Here is a 16,393-nt window from a genome sequence, read left to right on the forward strand (position 1 = left end):
AGATTAAATTTATTCATCATGTTGATCAAGCCACTTGTGTAGCATATCAATATACTCATCCGTCTGCTGGACAAAGGACATGTGACCGCATCCCTCGAATAACCGCCATTTACTACCAGCAATGTTGTCCTGCATCGTCTTAGCCACGTATGGCGTACATAAATCATCAGTTCCACTCGTAATCAGAGTTGGAACTTTTATTTTGCCTAATTTATCCGTGTATTCATAATCATGCAGATTGCCTTCCGGCGTATATTCGTTTGGACCCCACGCGGTCTCGTAGGCTACCGTGCCGCCCCGCTTTTCACGCATCACGCATTCTGGCCATTTTTTAGTCATATCAATTGCGTGCTGATTCATGAAATGCTCATTGGCCTTCAAGTAATCTGGATCGGTGAAAGTATCGGTTAATTCTGCCCGGTGAATTGCAGCTTGTTCTTCAATTGGCAGGTATTTGATCATACGGTGGAGTTCCTTGCTCCATAGGGATACAGAAGATAGGGTAGATGCCAAAATCAAACTTTGAATCCCTTCAGGGTGATGATCGCACATGTAAATAATAGCGAGCATGCCGCCCCAGCTTTGTCCTAATAAATGGATCTTGCGTAGGGCCAGATGCTGCCGTAGTGCTTCTAATTCCCTTATCCAAGTTTCTTTGGTATAGAGTTCAGGATAATCGTCGGGGATGCTGCTGTTGCCACAGCCTAATTGATCGTACATGATAATAACGGCGATCATCGATTTGTGCTAATTTATCTAACACTTCAAAATAATTGTGGCTTGAGCCAGGTCCGCCGTGAAGCAAGACTAGTGGTGGCTTTTCACTGCGCTTGCCTACAATTCGATAATAAGTTTCATAGCCCATGAAGGGCATCTTTCCTTCGATAATTTCCATTTTTGCTACCTAAATAAAAATAATGAGATATTTACTAAAATTAATAAAACAAAGAAGATGGTCCAATCTTTCCACGTTAATGGGATTGCCACAATAGTAGACCTTTTTTGGCCTTCGACATAGCCGTGCGATTCCATGCCTTGCGCCAAGTTATCTGCCGAATTTAAAGCAACTAGAATTGCCTTGAAATACAAGACTGGCGACCAAAAGCTGAGATACATCCCCCGCATCATTGCGGAAGTACGAATTTGCTTCACAGCCATTTGCATTTTGGGCACAATATTGATGGCTGCTAAAACTCCGTAAGCGAACTTGCTAGGTAAATGCAAATTTTGCTCCAGTGAACGGGCAAAATCTGTTGCGGTAGTGTTGCGCGTTACGCAAGTAATCGTCAACGTATAAACGTAAACACGCGTTGACAAATTCCAGGCGTAGTAAGGATCGGGCGTAGGCGAGAACCAATACAAGGTCGCAAAGATTGTAAAGGCCGCGATAAAAGGAAGAGCAATTAACAAAATTAATTCTTTAGTCTTTATTTTGGTAATTAGCAGATATACCAATGCAAAGGCAATCACGATCAAGTTAGTCGTTAAACTGGCCTTAAGCGATATTTCCAGGGAAATGATAAAAGCCAAAATAAATTTTAAACTGGGATTCATGATTTACCTCTCCACATATTTTAGCTGCTGATCCGCAAAAACGAGATGGTAATCGCAGAACTGCGCGAGTTCAGCAGTCTGATGGCTGATGATTAAATATGTCTGCTGCAGCTGTTTTTGGCATTCATGCATTAGCGTTAAAACTAGTTTAATTGATTGCTGATCAAGGCCGCTAAGTGGTTCATCGACCAATAATACTTGGTGCCCAGTGATTAACATTAGTAAAATCTGCAATTTCTTTTGTTGACCACCAGATAAGGTGTAGACGACTTGATCTAGATGAGATTGAAGTCCTAGCTTTTTCAGCCATTCGGTGATCTTTTCATCGGTGAAAAATTGGTTGCGGTCTTTTTTGCTTAATGCTAATTCATCTCTTACAGTGACGGTTAAGAACTGATCGCTAGCCTTTTGAAAAATCTGTGCTACCTCAGTAAGATATTTTCTAGGTTTTAATTGCTTAATTTCGCGCTTAAGATAAGTAAAATTGCCCTTGTACTCAATCATCTTGGTCATTGCTTTAAACAGCGAACTTTTGCCTACGCCGTTTGCTCCCGTGATTAGAGTAGCCTTGCCATATAAATCTAATTGATCTTGCTTGAGCAATAATTTATTCTGGCTAATCTCAACCTGTCGCATTTTAAAAATGGGCTGGCCAGTTGGCAGAACAAAGGAGTAAGATTGATCATGCAACTTTTGATTTTGTTTAAATAGCTTTTCTTTTTCACTGCTAGACAATTCTTCGACAGTTTTGGCTTTGAATTCGAAAAGGTGATCGCAAATTCTTTCATAGCTATCTAATACATGATCGCTTAAAATAATGGTTTTTCCATTCTGTGCTAAAGCAGCTAATTTAGTAATTAAGAATTGTCGTGCTTCTGGATCACAGCTAGCAAAAGGCTCATCGAGCAAAAAAATATCGACATTCATCGCAATTAGTACAGCTAAAGCTACACGTTGCTGCTGGCCCCCAGATAGGGTATCGATCTTCTGGTCTAGCAAGTCCTGAATCTGGGTAAATTCAAAGGCTTTTTGTAAATGCTCCGCATAATTTGCTGGCGTTATTTGCAAATTCTCTAAGGCAAAGATAATCTCTTCCCGCGGTGTTGCCATGGTAAATTGTTCAGCCGCATTTTGGAACATCATCGCACTCTTTAAGCCATGCAGATCGACGCTTCCCGTCATTTTGCCAGCATATTTGGGGTAAAGACTAGCGATTATCTTTAATAAGGTAGATTTACCGCAACCAGTTGGACCAACTAATAAGGTAAAACCGACAGGAATATTCATGTTGAGATTTTGGATGATGGGGTCTTTTTCATAAGAAAAAGTAGCCTGCTTAATTGTTACTGTCATAAACTCGATTGTACAAGATGATTCATGCCCTGTCTACTTGCAAAAAAAGAAAGTTATTTCGGTACAAGAGAGCATGATTACACAATAATTATCAAAAAAATGTTTTATAATATACTTATGATATTATCACGAAATATTAAATAGAAAGGTGGACAACTTATGGCAACTGTTACTTTAGACCAATATCTTGCCAGTATATTACAGTCAAATCCAACAGATAAGAATGAAATTAGACTAAGAGCTGGAAACGCAGATTTTGATTTATTTACTATCTACCTTGAAAATCATAATAAAGGCATTCATCGTTATCGGATGGACGTCCCGACAATCCTTTATGTTGCTAAAGGTAATGTGACGATTAAGAGCGGTGAAAAGATCGTTGCAATGAAGTCTGGTAATGTTCTCTTGCTTACGGAGGAGTGCAAGTATGAAATTATGCAACAAAATCCAGACGCTGTGCTTGCTAAATTAAAATTTAAGCCGAGTTTTAGATATCGTAAATATTTTAATGATTTTAGTTCAAAAGGCGACCGAGAAGATGAGGTAATTAATCAGATTGTCGATAACTTGGAAAATGAACATGTTCTTTGGTTAAAGAACAATTTATTAACGCGCGCTTCTCAGGTAATGCAGCACATTATTGGTGGCTATTTAAATAATGACTTATTTGCTAAGGCATTGATTCGGGCAGAGCTCAATGTGATGCTGATTATCTCAATTAGGACGCAGCGTATGGCTACGCCAACCAGTTTAGATAAGACGAAGTTCGAACGTAGCGCGTTAGACAACTACATCGACCTTCATTTTGCGGATATTTCCTTAACTAAAACTGCTAGGTATTTTGGCTTCAATGCCAATTACTTCTCTAATATGGTCAAGTCGAAGACGGGTAAAAGCTTTGTGGATCATGTTGATGAAAGAAGAATGCGTGAAGCACGAATATTATTAGCGCAGCCTGATATTTCGTTAAAAGATATTATTGGGCGAGTAGGATATTCAAGTAAGTCCTTCTTCTATAAAAAATTTAATCAATACTACCAAATGACGCCAGCAGCCATGCGAGCTGAGTTGTTTAAGCAGGCCAACATTAATTTGAAATAAAGAAAAAGAGATCGCAAGATCTCTTTTTTTACATGTTTTCTAAACGTTTAATTCGGTCCTCTGTAGGTGGGTGCGTGTCAAATAGGTGCGATAGGCCATGGTTGTGGAATGGATTCTCAATGTATAATCCGGCGCTGCTGCGATCAGCTCGCTTCATTGGCTGACTATTTTCAATCTTTTTTAAAGCAGAAATTAATCCTTGTGGATTACGAGTTAATTCCACGGATGAAGCATCAGCTAGGTACTCCCGATTACGGGAGAGGGCCATCTGCGCAAGGGATGCAGAGATAGGACCCAAGATTAACACGAAGATAATTGCAATTACCTTGAAAATCATCTCGAAGGCATTGCTACTGCGGTCATCATCGCGATCGCTGCTGCCGCCGAAAAACCAGATCGATCTTGATGCCATACCAGAAATGAATGAAATCACGCCTACTAATACTACGGCAATCGTCGATAATAAAATATCATAGTTGCGAACATGTGATAATTCGTGACCTAGAACGCCTTCAAGCTCTTCACGATCCATCAATTCAAGAATGCCTTGAGTGACGGCAACCGCGCTGTGTTCCGGGTCTCGTCCAGTCGCAAAAGCATTGGGACTAGGATCGGGAATGATAAATACTCGAGGCATGGGAACTCTAGCTACCATTGCCATGTCTTCTACAATATGCCATAGCTCAGGATTATCTGCTTCTTGAATTTCTTGTGCTTGATTCAAGCTCATGATCATATTGGTGGGGTTGCGCCAAGTGATAAACAAGTAAAGCAAGCTTCCGATGAGTGCAATAATGATACCTATCCATGGACTATTGCTAAATAAATAGCCTATTCCCGCACCAACTAAAGTTAGAATCATCACAAAGAGGACCATAATAAGGGCAGTTTTCCGTTTATTACGGGCAATTTGTTGGTAAAGCATAATTTAACCTCTTAGAACTTAACTTTAGGAACGTCTTTTTCTTCAGTAGGCGTTTCTAAGTAATTTACCTTGGTAAACTTATGAATTTTACTAATGATATTTGAGGGAAAGGTAAGTAACTTCTGATCATATGTGGCAACGCTTGAATTATAAAGCTGACGAGAATAAGCAATTTTGTTTTCGGTATTAGTTAATTCTTCTTGCAGTTTTAAGAAATTCTGGTTAGCTTTTAGATCTGGGTAAGCCTCAGATAACGCAAAAATTGATTTCAATGAATCAGTAATTTGGTTAGACAACTTCATGGCTTCTTGGTGATCACCTTGTGGGACATTCACTAATTGATCACGTAACTTAACGACGCCTTCTAAGGTCTCTTTTTCATGCTTGGCATAACCTTTGGTCGTTTCGACTAAGTTAGGAATCAAGTCGTTGCGCCGCTTTAATTGGACGTCAATTTGACTCCAGGCTTCATCTACGTAAACACGGGCTTTTTGCAAACCGTTGTAAGTAACGATATAGATGGCGATTATTAAAACAATAATTGCAATAATAATCCAGATTAATGGTGACATTGTTTTTCCTCCCTGCATATAATGTATTAGTTTAATTTTAACAAACAAAAATTTCCCAGGCAATAAAAAAGAATGCCATTTGAGCATTCTTAATAGAAAATATCAAATTCTAAAGATCAGTAGTCCTAAGCCGATCACTGTTAAAATAATTAGCCCCACAAATTGCATAATTGTCCACTGAATGAAGAACTTCTTTCGACTGACACTAGCGTGTTGATTGAAAGTCTTCAGTACTAGCATATTAGCCATTGAGCCAATCGCTGAACCGAAGCCTCCGATATTGGAACCTAAGAACAAAGCTTGAGCGTAATTGGTAAATTTACCAACTAAAATAGTCGAAGGTACATTGCTCATTACTTGACTTGAGATAATTGAGGCAAAGTAAGTAGAAACTTCTGAGTAAACCGTACCGTGAATAAGATTGACGATTACAGGCATCTGTTGAATATCGCTGATAAAAATGAAGAAGCCTGTGAAAGTCAGTAGCAGAGCATAGTCAATCTTAAGCATAATGCGTGGATTGATCGCTAAAGCCAAGCCAATTGCAACTATTAGTGGCCAGACAATATTAGTCACTCTGAACACACCGAAGAAGAAGAAGATAAAGACCATTGTGGTAATAATCGTTGGTCGCCAGCTGATCTGAATAGTTTCGGTTTTTTGAGCTGGGATTTCTTTTTTAGGAATGAACAAAAAAACTAAGCACATTAATACCAAAGAAATAATTAGATAAGGTACAGACCACTTGAAAAACAGTAACGGACTAACGTCAAATCGACTAACTAAGAAAATATTGTGTGGATTCCCCCATGGCGTAAAAGCAGCACCGATATTGGCACCCATGCCAATTAAGGTGACAGGCAGAATCTGTGGCAGCTTATAGCGTTTAGCAATGTTCAAATAAAGTGGGATTAAGGTTAACACAGTAATGTCGTTACCTAAAAACATCCCCGCAATTACGGATAAAAGCGTGAACAGCATGTTTAGCTTTCGCGTGTTATCTGCAATACTGGTTAGCTTGTACGCTAAAACATCCAGAACGTGCAAATATGCATAGATCTGGATAATAGTTAACATTGCGGCAACAGACCATAACGTATGGAAGTTAATGTCCGCAAACCGCGGTCTCGCAAAAAAAAGACTGACTATAGTAATAATTACAGTAATTTGTAGAATTCTATCTTTAGCAATATTCTTTAAGACGGTCATAAAAGGTCCCCCTCACATATTACAATCGTCTAAAAACCCTATTTACCATTTTGAGCTTTTTTTGTGATGCTTGCAATGATAAATTTCAAAAAATAAAGATAGAGCTACATTTTAAGCATATTTATAGTGGAAAAATAAAGTAAATGCTATAATTAAGTAAGTAAAGCAAGATTGAGAGGTAATAAACATGGTAGAACAAATTTCAATCAACATTAAACCAGAAGCTAAAAAAGTAATTGAAGCAAAGATGGATCCAGAGCATCAAATTGTCATCCTCGCGTTAGATGATGGTTCCACTAAATATTCTAAAAAAGGCGGCACCTGCACAATTGGCGACAGTTTTCAATTTGTAGTTTTGTCTCAAAAAGATCCTAAATATGACATCAAGATGGAAAACAACGCAGGGCTAGATCTATATACTGCACCAGCAGAGACAACCTACTTTGAACCAGGATTGGTAGTTAATGCTCGTAATTCTACTTTAAGTTTGTCTTCTGACAGTGGAATTATCGATGGCGGGATGACGGTTAGTCAATATCGACCAGAAGAAGTTACTGCAGATGATCTTAAAAATGGCGGTCAATGCTAAAAAAATGAATAATAAGCAAGGCGAGGTATTTCCTCGTCTTTTTTAGTTTAAAATAAGAAGGTAATAAGGAGAAAAAATATGTCGATTTTTAAAGAACTTAAAGCATACACGCGAGAATTCACGCGACATTGGCTACAATATTTGATGCTTTTTCTGAGCTTGAATTTAATTAACCAATTTATAGTCATTCCGCTCTTTCGTTACGTTACCACTTTTGTCTTGCAGGCAAGCGCAATCCCGTTTGTTTCGTATCAAAATGTAGTGACGATCATTACTACGCATACTTTGGTTTTCGTAATCTTAATTATTGAGCTATTGCTTTTGCTAGTAGTAATTTACGCGCAATTTGCTTATTTATTGCATGGGGTGCGCGCGATCTATAGCGAGAATTTCACCTTCAAAGGCAGCTTTAAAGAAACGTGGGCAAACGTAAAGAAGATCCGTTTTGGCTCATTGCTGCTTTTAGGACTGTATTTCTTATTAGTTGTGCCTTTTGCCGATATTGTCTTTCGCACGCCACTGTTAGCCAAAATTCAAATCCCAGAATTTATTTTGGATTATATGACTAGAACCCCAATTTTATTAACGATTCTGATCGTATTTTATGCAGTTGTTTTGCTATTTGGCATTAGGCTAATTTTTACGTTGCCACTAATGGTATTTGGGCAAAAGAAGACTAGAACTGCTATGAAAAAGAGCTGGCAATTAACCAAGAATGCCAAATGGTGGGCGATTATTCTGCGCCTAATTATCATTGGGATATTTGTTTCCGCAATTTTAGCCATTTTTTATTTAGCCGTTTATGGCTTGCAATTAGGTTGGGATTTGTTACCTGGGAAATATCCTGTTTTAGTGCTAGCAATTATTAACTTGTCGCTAATCCAAATTGGCAGTGAACTAGTCTTTATTTGGGCGAGTGTCATCAGTTTATTAATTATTTTTGCTCCATTAAAAATTACGCCAATCAATGAGGCAACAGAAAAAATGCCTGCGGGTAAGATCTTAAAGACTTTCACAGCTGTCGTATTTGGGTTAATTGTTGTCACATCAGTAGTAACCAATATTTTGTACCTAGTTGGAGTAAATAGTCATGCTCCTGTAGTTATTTCCCATCGCGGCGTTGATGACAAGAATGGCGTGCAAAACACTCTCGAATCATTAAGAAAGACGGCCAAAGAGAAGCCAGATTATGTAGAAATTGATCTGCATGAGACTAGAGACAAGCAATTTATTGTAGTTCACGATGATAATTTGCAAAAGCTAACCGGAGTGAACAAGACGCCAAGTGAGTTAACTTTGAAGCAATTGACTAAATTAACGGCTAAAGAGGATGGACATGAGGCTAAACTGGTTAGTTTCGATAACTACTTAAAAGAGGCTCAACGTCTTAACCAAAAATTGCTGATAGAGATTAAGACTACGCCGCAAGATTCCAAGACGATGCTTGAGCGCTTTAATCAAAAGTATGGTCAAACGATTATCAAGAACAAATACCAAGTTCAATCTCTCGACTATCGGGTGATTGAAGGCTTACACGAAATCAATCCGCGTTTATTCGTATTATATATTCAACCTTATAATTTTACTTATCCGCGTAGCGTAGCTGATGGCTATTCAATGGAATATTCAACTCTGAATTCCGATTTTATTTGGCAGGCACACCTGCAAGATCATCCTGTTTATGCTTGGACCATTAATGATGAAAAATTGATGATGAAGATGATGTATGAACAAGTTGATGGCTTGATTACTGATAAAGTTAGTTTGGCTAAAAAGACAATTAAACAGTTCCAAGATGATTCTAGTTATGCCAACCGAATTTTGAATTACATCATAGTTGCTCGCATGCCTAATGATCTTGAAGCCTAGACTTGATCTTGAGTGGTGAGCATGGTAAACTATACTAGATTTTCGAAAATCTGAAAGGAAGTATAGTACTATGCGTAAAGGTGAAAATTACAACACTGGTTGTGAACCAAACCAAAGACCTAAGAACAAGAGAAACGCAAAGAAGCGTGTTGCTCACGTAGCAGCAGTTGTTGCTTTCTTGAACAAGGCCGCAAAAGACGAAAATAAGTAATTTCGTTTTAAAAAAGTAAAAACAAGGAGACTACTAAGGAGATCGTTTAGATTTGTTAGTAGTCTTTTTTGTATCTTTTCTTGCAGTTCCATTTGATTTTTGGTAACATAGTAAAAATTTTTGGAAAAATTAAATTGTTTAGGGAGGAAAAATCATGGGATTAAATGCTTATATTCAAGGTTTTAACAGTTTAGAGTCAATTGATCGTGCACCAGGCTACTTTAAATATCATCATCATTCAGTTGCCGATCACTGCTTTAGAACGGCTGAACTGGCTCAAATGATGGGTGACATTGAAGAGGTAAAGGGCAAGCAAAAGGTTAACTGGAAAGCTCTTTACGAAAAAAGCTTAAACCATGATTACACTGAACGTTTCATCGGCGATATCAAGACTCCGGTTAAATATGCGACGCCACAATTGCGCAAGATGATTGGTGACGTTGAAGAAACGATGACAACGAAGTTTATCAAGGATGAGATTCCTAAAGAATTTCAGGATATTTATAAAAAGCGTCTCTCTGAAGCAAAAGATGATACTTTGGAAGGCAAAATTCTGTCGATCTGCGATAAATTAGATTTGCTTTATGAAGCATATGGTGAAATTGAATTAGGTAATCCTAACCCGGTTTATATGCAAATGTTTAAGGAAAGTCTAGAAACCATCAAGAAGTTTGATGATCTGGTTTGCGTACAGTACTTCATTAAACATATTTTGCCTGATTTATTTAAAGGCGATTTTGCGGGAAAGGATAAGATGCAGCGAATAGCTTTTAGCATTCTGTTGTTAGGGGATGATTAGGTGAAATTTTTATGCAGTTCATGTGGTTTACGCATGGACTCCCTGCACTTTAAGCAAGAGGGATTGATGAATCCCAAGCTGACCAGTATTTGTGATATTTGTTTGATGCGTGGTTTAGATCCACATGATTATAGCAATTATGCGGTAGCTACGTTTGCTCAAAGTCTGCTTTATACTTATGAGGGTAAAAAAGATGATGCGCCAGTTAAGCCTAATTGGATTGTGCAAAATAAAAAAGCTCGTAAAAGATACGAGGACTTTTTACAGGATTATGATGGTAATGAAATTGCCCGCCAGCAGGTTAAGCGGGAAGATTTGAATTTAGCTATCATCAAAAGCGAAGATGGCGAAATAGATTATATTCCTGACCAGGATGTAACTTTTGCGCAAAACATGGAAAAGTTGGGCTTAAAAATTGATTTTCAATTAAATGAAGTCAATTTTATAGATCGTGAGCGCATCAGGGCTAAGTACAAATATCGCTGCCAATATTGCGGTAGACGTGGTCACAGCGTCGATCATAAGGATCCCGTATCATTGAGCCATAATAATGATTTGACTAATCTGACCTTAGCCTGTGCCGAATGCAACCGGATTAAGTCGGACATGCCGTATAAATTATTTATTCAGCTTAATAGTCAAATTACTAAGATTAATAAAAAGCTGGTTAAGTATGAAAATGCGCTGGGGACGTTGCAAGAAGAGTTTAAGCATCGTCGGCGCTATTTGGCTGCACAGGTTCATCTGAAGGGTGTAATTAATGATCCTGAACTAAATGCGATTAGAAAGCAGAATAAGCAGCTGCAGGATGCGATTGATAGTTTGCAAAGCGATTATGATGATTTGCGGGAAACGCGGAAAACCTATTTTGAAACAGGTTGGAAACTAGCTCGCATTAAAGCTAATAAAGATATCATTTAAAAATTACGCGGTTTTTTGTAAATTGAAGTAAAAAGTGACTTTGAGTTTGCAAAAAATGGCGTTTTTTGTAAAGTGAAATCAAAAAATAATTAAGTTTTTAAAAATCAGCAAAATTAAAAAAGCCGAGAAGCAATTAAACTTCTCGGCTTTTGATATGATTTAAAATTCGTTATTTCTGAAGTTGCTTAAGAACTTCTGCGTCTTTTCATTCTTTGGATGATCGAATAACTCATAAGGTGAGTCTTGTTCGGTGATTATGCCATCACTGATGAAGAGCACACGATCAGAAATACTTTTGGCAAAGCCCATTTCGTGAGTAACGATTACCATCGTTAAACCAGTAGTGGCTAGCTTTTGCATAACTTCAAGTACTTCACCAACCATCTCAGGATCGAGGGCACTAGTTGGTTCGTCGAATAACAAGACCTCTGGATCCATTGAAATTGCCCGGGCAATAGCTACACGTTGTTGTTGACCACCAGATAATTGTTGTGGCTTCGCCTTAATGAAAGGTTCCATTCCAACTTTTTTCAGGTTAGCCATGGCGATCTTACGGGCTTCGTCTTTAGAACGCTTTAAGACTAATTCCTGACCAATCATGCAGTTCTCTAACACATTCTTGTTTTCAAATAGGTCGAATTGCTGGAAGACCATACCCACCTTTGATCTGAAGGTATTACGGTTGTAGTTGGGATGCAAGATGTTTTCACCGTGAAAATCAATTTCGCCACCAGTTGGTTCTTCTAGCAAGTTGATGCAGCGAAGAGTAGTAGATTTACCACCACCGGACGGACCAATGATAGTTACAATTTCGCCTTTTTTAATATCAAAGGAAATATCCTTCAAAACTTTGTGTGAACCATATGACTTTTGCATATGTTTTAAACTTAAAATTACGTCGTTTGATTCAGTCATTAGTTATTTGCCTCCGCATCTTTTGGAGAACCAACTTGGACTTGTTTAGCCATCAAGTTGTAATTCTTGTTGCCTTCCAGTTTTCTTTCAATTAAGTTGAAGATTCTGGTAATAGTGAAAGTCAAAATTAAGTAGATTGCTGAAATCATTAAGTAAGTTGGGAAGAACTTGAATGATTGACTGGCAATCGTTGTACCAACGAAGAACAATTCAGAAACTGAGATGATACTCAATACTGAAGTATCCTTGATGTTAACGATAAATTCGTTAGTAATTGATGGTAAACAGTTCTTGATTGCTTGTGGCAAAATGATGTGCCACATTCTTTGATTGTGAGTCATACCTAAAGCACTTGCAGCTTCAAACTGACTTTCAGGAGTAGAAATGATCCCACCACGGATAACTTCGGCTAAGTAAGCACCAGTGTTAATTGAAACGATGATCAGGGCAGCTACGGTTCTATTCAAGTTTAAGTGCCAGAATTGTGCGATACCGTAGTAGATTACGGCTGCCTGAACCATCATTGGCGTACCACGGAAAATTTCAACGTAAACTGACAATAACCATTTAACAACATTCAATGCCCAACGCTTGCCACGAGTAGTTGGGGTAGGAATAGTACGAACAATACCAACCAGTAAACCGATGAAGAAACCAACGATCGTACCTACTAAAGCAAGGAGTAAAGTCATGCCAATACCTGACATAATCATGCCGCCATATTGTTTCCAGGTGGTAACTAACCAGTTTTCTTTCTTAGTTTCGTTACCAGCTTTAGGTTGTTCTTTAATAGCTTGCGACATTAATTGATCGCGTTTTTTATTAGAAATAGTTCTTAAAGTAGCGTTAACTTCGTTTAATAATTTAGTATTGCCCTTCTTAACACCGATACTGGTTACAGAATCATCATGGTCTACCTTGAAACCGGCCATCTTGTTCAAGTTAACGGCAATAATATTAGGGTTGACGTTGTGATAGCTTTCAAATTCGATATCTTCAGCTACATAACCATCGATAGTGCCAGAAGCTAAGCTTTGGCGCATGGCTGAAAAGTCACGCATAGCAGGTTCACGCTTAGCACCCTTTAATTGCTTGATTAAGTTGTAGTGAAGAGTACCTTGTTGAGCAGTTAACTTAGCACCCTTGAAGTCAGTTAACTTCTTAGCGTTAGAATATTTGCTTGCCTTGTTGGTGATAACTACGAAGGTACTCTTACGGTATGGTGCTGAGAAGTTGATTGCCTTGCGTCTTTCAGCAGTAGGGGACATACCAGCGATGATTAAGTCAATCTTGCCTGAGGTCAAAGCAGGTAGGAGTCCATCCCACTGTGTCTTTTCTACGACAACTTTTTTATGTAATCTTTTACCGATAATCTTAGCAATTTGCACATCGTAACCGTTGGCATAAGAATGAGAGCCATCGATTGGTACGGCACCGTTAGTCTTATTGGGTTGAGTCAAGTTGTAAGGAGGATAGTTGGCTTCCATCCCAATTTTCAATGTGCCAGAATCCTTCTTAGCAGCCTGAGTCGCATGACTGTTAAAGCTGAATCCAATAAATAAACTGAGTAGGATTGTCATTAATACGGCAATCCATCTAAATCTTGACTTCAATTGTAAAACCTCCAGAAATAGTTTTAACATAAAGCCAATACAATAAAGCGTAAATAAAAACCTCGCTCTTCCAAAGAATGCGCGAGGTTATAATCATCAGTGTTTAAACCAAATCTTATAGCGCTCCCTGGGGACTAACCAGGACAGTCTATAGAATATTGTTCTATAGCCCAACGGCTTAGTACACGAATACTAGAGCCATTTCGGCGGCAACCCTGAGATAATCTTCTGCGTCTTCGCGGACTCCGAAATATCTTGTGATTGTCGCAACCTCTATTGCATTGGAAAATTATTTAACTAATGAAAAAGAATAAAAGAAAAATTAAAATTTGTCAAGCCCATCCATCATTGTAAGCGTAATCTCTTTTCTTCATGTCGGAAACATAGAGATTACCAGCAACGTAGTAGCGTAGTGTTTTATTAGCCCAAGTTGGATCAGATTGGTTGATGCCAACACGTTTAGCTGCAATAATTTCCCGGGCAATACGTTTATGCTGATCATTTAAGTCGATTGCAAATGGTGAATCACTCAAAAAATGCAGATTCCAGTTTTTATCATGGATGCCAAAGGCCTGCATCATTTTAGCAGGACCATTGGTTAACAAAACTCCACTTTTGCCATTGCGATTTTTAATCATTGTGTCAATGCCCCAGACGGGATGAATTGCTCGGATTAAAACTCCTTGTGGTTCGTTCTCCTCTTGGCAGGCAACATCAAAGAAGAAGTATTGCCTTTGCGCATAGATGTAAATAGTACCGCCACGGCGATACAAGCCTTCATTAGCTGAGCTGCGGCGGCCACCATAAGAATGAGCTGCACGGTCTCGTTTTCCCATGTAGGCTTCCGCTTCAACGATATAGCCACCTAATTTTTCTTCACCATTGTCAAAAGTCAGAGGTCGTCCAATTAAGTCGCGAGTAATTTTATCAGTTGTGCGATTAGTAAAATAGTCTGCGTAATCCATAAATGCCTTTCTTGTTTTAATTTTTACTGTGTAGTTATACACTAATCTAAAAAGGGGAGGAAGATCAAATGTCAGAAATTAAATTAGTCAGAATTTATGATCATGAACAACCCGATGGCTACAGAATTTTAGTTGATCGGATGTGGCCGCGTGGCATGAGCAAGATCAAGGCAGATTTAGGTGAACGGGACAAGCAGATTGGTCCTACTAATGAATTGAGAAAATGGTTTAACCATGAAGACGAAAAGTTCCCTGAATTTAAAGAGAAATATATCAAGGAATTAAATGCCAACGATTTTACTCCTGAGTTCATTAAAACAGTAAAAGAAAAATTGCAAACAGGTGATGTCCTCTTTCTTTATGGTGCAAAAAATAGAGAGCATAACCAAGCAGTGGTTTTAAAGCAATACGTTGAAAGCAAATTGTAAACAAATTAAGAGACTTATCCCAAGAGATTGAGATAAGTCTCTTAATTTGTTTTTAAAGATGCTTGTGGCCGTGTTTTTTAACACGCCAGAAGTGGAAAAGAATGGTCAAAATTAAGATTGAAAAGACAATAATCGCAAAAGCTGTATTAGGCATTTCCCATTTAAGTGGTGGCAGTGCGAGTAATAGCTTCAATGCAATAATCCCAATCAAAACGTAAGCCATTGGCTGTAATTCTGGAATAATATCCATCAGCTTAATGATAATTTCGGCGACTCCTCTCATGCAAAGAATCCCGATCATTCCACCGATTAGCACAACTACTGGATTGCTTGAAACGGCTAATGCCGCAAGAACCGAGTCAATTGAGAAAACGATATCCATTGATTCAATTGAGATAACCGTTCGCCAGAATAATGACAAAACATGCTTTTTCTTTTTGCCCTTATGATGAGCTGCCTCGCGTTGTTCTTTTTCTTTAGCTTTTTCAGCAGCTTGCTTAGGGTGACGTTGATCATAGAAAAATTTGAATGACAAGTAGAACAAATATATACTACCAGCCAATTTGATTTCCCAAAAATGAATCAAGTAGGTTCCGATTCCGATGACGATGAAGCGGAAAAGGTAGGCCCCCCAAAGTCCATATAGCAAGGATTTTTCTCTCTCCGATTTGTTAGGCAAGACCTGTGTCTGTGCAGCTAAAACAACTGCATTGTCAACAGACAGCAGACATTCCATTAAGATTAGGGTAAGAATAATCATCCAATCCTTGCCGCTGGTTAAGACATGCGCCCAATTATTTAAATCAAAAAAGGGAGCATACATTTTAAGAATTGTCATGCAAGTGACTCTTTTCTAATTCTATTAATCTAATTTTTTCTTTTTGGCCTAAACGATAGGTTCCTACTCGATCGTTAGACAAAATGACCCGATGATCTGGAATAAACATTAATACAGGATTTAAAGCTACGGCATGAGCAACTGAACGTGAAGACGTTGCATCGGGTAGTGAAGTAGCTACATCTCCATAGGTAATTGTTGATCCATAAGGGATATGTTCTACTACAGATAATGCGCGTCTTTGAAATTCAGTTCCAAATTCAGAAATATCGAGTGGGACATCGAAAATTTTTCTTGTTCCGGCAAAATATTCTTTTAATTGTTGAACATAAGGTGCCAATTTTTTAGGATCACGTACAAGCATCCGGTGAGGGTAAAAGCTGAAAATTGGCGAAACAGTTTCATCCCCCTTAAGCCCTACATAAGTTAAACCGAATTCTGAAGCTGTTAAGAAATAAGTCCATGGCTTGATTGTAACGTAATCATAATAAAAGACCTCTGCCATGTTTTTTCACCGCCTAATCTGTTAGT

17 protein-coding genes, 1 pseudogene and 1 riboswitch are annotated in these 16,393 nt (G+C 38.4%); of the genes and pseudogenes, 7 read left to right on the forward strand and 11 right to left on the reverse strand.

Going from position 1 to position 16,393, the window contains the following annotated elements; genetic code table 11:
- Positions 1 to 9: 9 nt before the first annotated feature.
- The 3 genes and pseudogenes from pepI to ICI50_RS00555 form a co-directional block, all read right to left on the reverse strand.
- Positions 10 to 895 (reverse strand): annotated as a pseudogene (gene pepI, locus ICI50_RS00545) (proline iminopeptidase).
- A gap of 5 nt (positions 896 to 900) precedes the next feature.
- Entirely contained in the window at positions 901 to 1,554 is a 654-nt protein-coding gene (locus tag ICI50_RS00550) for an energy-coupling factor transporter transmembrane component T family protein (protein ID WP_188891750.1), read from the reverse strand.
- 3 nt (positions 1,555 to 1,557) lie between these two features.
- A complete protein-coding gene (locus ICI50_RS00555; protein WP_013855108.1) occupies positions 1,558 to 2,907 on the reverse strand; it encodes an ATP-binding cassette domain-containing protein in 1,350 nt (449 codons plus the stop codon).
- Positions 2,908 to 3,066: 159 nt separating this feature from the next.
- On the opposite strand from ICI50_RS00555, the gene ICI50_RS00560 reads away from it, so the two are divergent.
- Positions 3,067 to 4,008 carry a helix-turn-helix domain-containing protein gene (locus ICI50_RS00560; protein ID WP_188891751.1) on the forward strand — a complete coding sequence of 314 codons (942 nt, stop codon included), beginning with the start codon at positions 3,067 to 3,069 and terminating at the stop codon, positions 4,006 to 4,008.
- Positions 4,009 to 4,036: 28 nt separating this feature from the next.
- Here the strand turns inward: ICI50_RS00560 and htpX are convergent, their stop codons facing one another.
- The 3 genes from htpX to ICI50_RS00575 all read right to left on the reverse strand — a co-directional run bounded on the left by htpX (position 4,037) and on the right by ICI50_RS00575 (position 6,714).
- The gene (gene htpX / locus ICI50_RS00565; RefSeq protein ID WP_056940938.1) at positions 4,037 to 4,933 is read right to left on the reverse strand and encodes a zinc metalloprotease HtpX; all 897 of its coding nucleotides are present in this window, start codon (positions 4,931 to 4,933) and stop codon (positions 4,037 to 4,039) included.
- A gap of 11 nt (positions 4,934 to 4,944) precedes the next feature.
- Positions 4,945 to 5,505, reverse strand: coding sequence for a LemA family protein (locus ICI50_RS00570; RefSeq protein WP_013855111.1), 561 nt, complete (start codon positions 5,503 to 5,505; stop codon positions 4,945 to 4,947).
- Positions 5,506 to 5,607: 102 nt separating this feature from the next.
- Positions 5,608 to 6,714: an SLC13 family permease gene (locus ICI50_RS00575; RefSeq protein ID WP_056940937.1), complete on the reverse strand. Its 1,107-nt coding sequence runs from the start codon at positions 6,712 to 6,714 to the stop codon at positions 5,608 to 5,610.
- 187 nt (positions 6,715 to 6,901) lie between these two features.
- Here ICI50_RS00575 and ICI50_RS00580 point away from each other — a divergent pair, with 187 nt between their 5' ends.
- The 5 genes from ICI50_RS00580 to ICI50_RS00600 all read left to right on the forward strand — a co-directional run bounded on the left by ICI50_RS00580 (position 6,902) and on the right by ICI50_RS00600 (position 11,103).
- On the forward strand, positions 6,902 to 7,303 hold the full coding sequence (locus ICI50_RS00580) for an iron-sulfur cluster biosynthesis family protein (RefSeq protein ID WP_013855113.1): 402 nt from the start codon (positions 6,902 to 6,904) through the stop codon (positions 7,301 to 7,303).
- A 78-nt stretch (positions 7,304 to 7,381) separates the two neighbouring features.
- On the forward strand, positions 7,382 to 9,172 hold the full coding sequence (locus ICI50_RS00585; RefSeq protein WP_054607142.1) for a glycerophosphoryl diester phosphodiesterase membrane domain-containing protein: 1,791 nt from the start codon (positions 7,382 to 7,384) through the stop codon (positions 9,170 to 9,172).
- A gap of 70 nt (positions 9,173 to 9,242) precedes the next feature.
- Positions 9,243 to 9,383 (forward strand): hypothetical protein, encoded by a 141-nt coding sequence (locus tag ICI50_RS00590; protein WP_003548644.1) that lies wholly within the window; start codon positions 9,243 to 9,245, stop codon positions 9,381 to 9,383.
- Between the two features lie 154 nt (positions 9,384 to 9,537).
- Positions 9,538 to 10,182, forward strand: a complete 645-nt coding sequence (locus ICI50_RS00595; protein ID WP_013855115.1) for a YfbR-like 5'-deoxynucleotidase — start codon at positions 9,538 to 9,540, stop codon at positions 10,180 to 10,182.
- Entirely contained in the window at positions 10,183 to 11,103 is a 921-nt protein-coding gene (locus tag ICI50_RS00600; RefSeq protein WP_156398491.1) for an HNH endonuclease, read from the forward strand.
- Between the two features lie 159 nt (positions 11,104 to 11,262).
- Here the strand turns inward: ICI50_RS00600 and ICI50_RS00605 are convergent, their stop codons facing one another.
- The 3 genes from ICI50_RS00605 to ICI50_RS00615 all read right to left on the reverse strand — a co-directional run bounded on the left by ICI50_RS00605 (position 11,263) and on the right by ICI50_RS00615 (position 14,596).
- Positions 11,263 to 12,018, reverse strand: a complete 756-nt coding sequence (locus ICI50_RS00605; RefSeq protein WP_188891753.1) for an amino acid ABC transporter ATP-binding protein — start codon at positions 12,016 to 12,018, stop codon at positions 11,263 to 11,265.
- Entirely contained in the window at positions 12,018 to 13,631 is a 1,614-nt protein-coding gene (locus ICI50_RS00610) for an ABC transporter substrate-binding protein/permease (protein ID WP_013855118.1), read from the reverse strand. The genes ICI50_RS00605 and ICI50_RS00610 overlap by 1 nt, the downstream gene beginning before the upstream one ends.
- A gap of 110 nt (positions 13,632 to 13,741) precedes the next feature.
- Positions 13,742 to 13,915, reverse strand: a riboswitch (Lysine riboswitch).
- 48 nt (positions 13,916 to 13,963) lie between these two features.
- Positions 13,964 to 14,596, reverse strand: coding sequence for a DNA-3-methyladenine glycosylase (locus ICI50_RS00615; RefSeq protein WP_056940936.1), 633 nt, complete (start codon positions 14,594 to 14,596; stop codon positions 13,964 to 13,966).
- 68 nt (positions 14,597 to 14,664) lie between these two features.
- Between ICI50_RS00615 and ICI50_RS00620 the strand changes: the two genes are divergently transcribed.
- Positions 14,665 to 15,024 (forward strand): DUF488 domain-containing protein, encoded by a 360-nt coding sequence (locus ICI50_RS00620; RefSeq protein WP_013855120.1) that lies wholly within the window; start codon positions 14,665 to 14,667, stop codon positions 15,022 to 15,024.
- A 52-nt stretch (positions 15,025 to 15,076) separates the two neighbouring features.
- Here ICI50_RS00620 and ICI50_RS00625 read toward each other — a convergent pair whose 3' ends face one another.
- Both ICI50_RS00625 and ICI50_RS00630 read right to left on the reverse strand, forming a co-directional pair.
- Positions 15,077 to 15,862 carry a TerC family protein gene (locus tag ICI50_RS00625; protein WP_013855121.1) on the reverse strand — a complete coding sequence of 262 codons (786 nt, stop codon included), beginning with the start codon at positions 15,860 to 15,862 and terminating at the stop codon, positions 15,077 to 15,079.
- Positions 15,849 to 16,367 carry a methylated-DNA--[protein]-cysteine S-methyltransferase gene (locus ICI50_RS00630; protein WP_013855122.1) on the reverse strand — a complete coding sequence of 173 codons (519 nt, stop codon included), beginning with the start codon at positions 16,365 to 16,367 and terminating at the stop codon, positions 15,849 to 15,851. Before ICI50_RS00630 ends, ICI50_RS00625 begins: the two co-directional genes overlap by 14 nt.
- Positions 16,368 to 16,393 lie beyond the last annotated feature (26 nt).

The sequence above is a fragment of the Lactobacillus kefiranofaciens genome (genome assembly GCF_014656585.1).
Lineage (GTDB): Bacteria > Bacillota > Bacilli > Lactobacillales > Lactobacillaceae > Lactobacillus > Lactobacillus kefiranofaciens.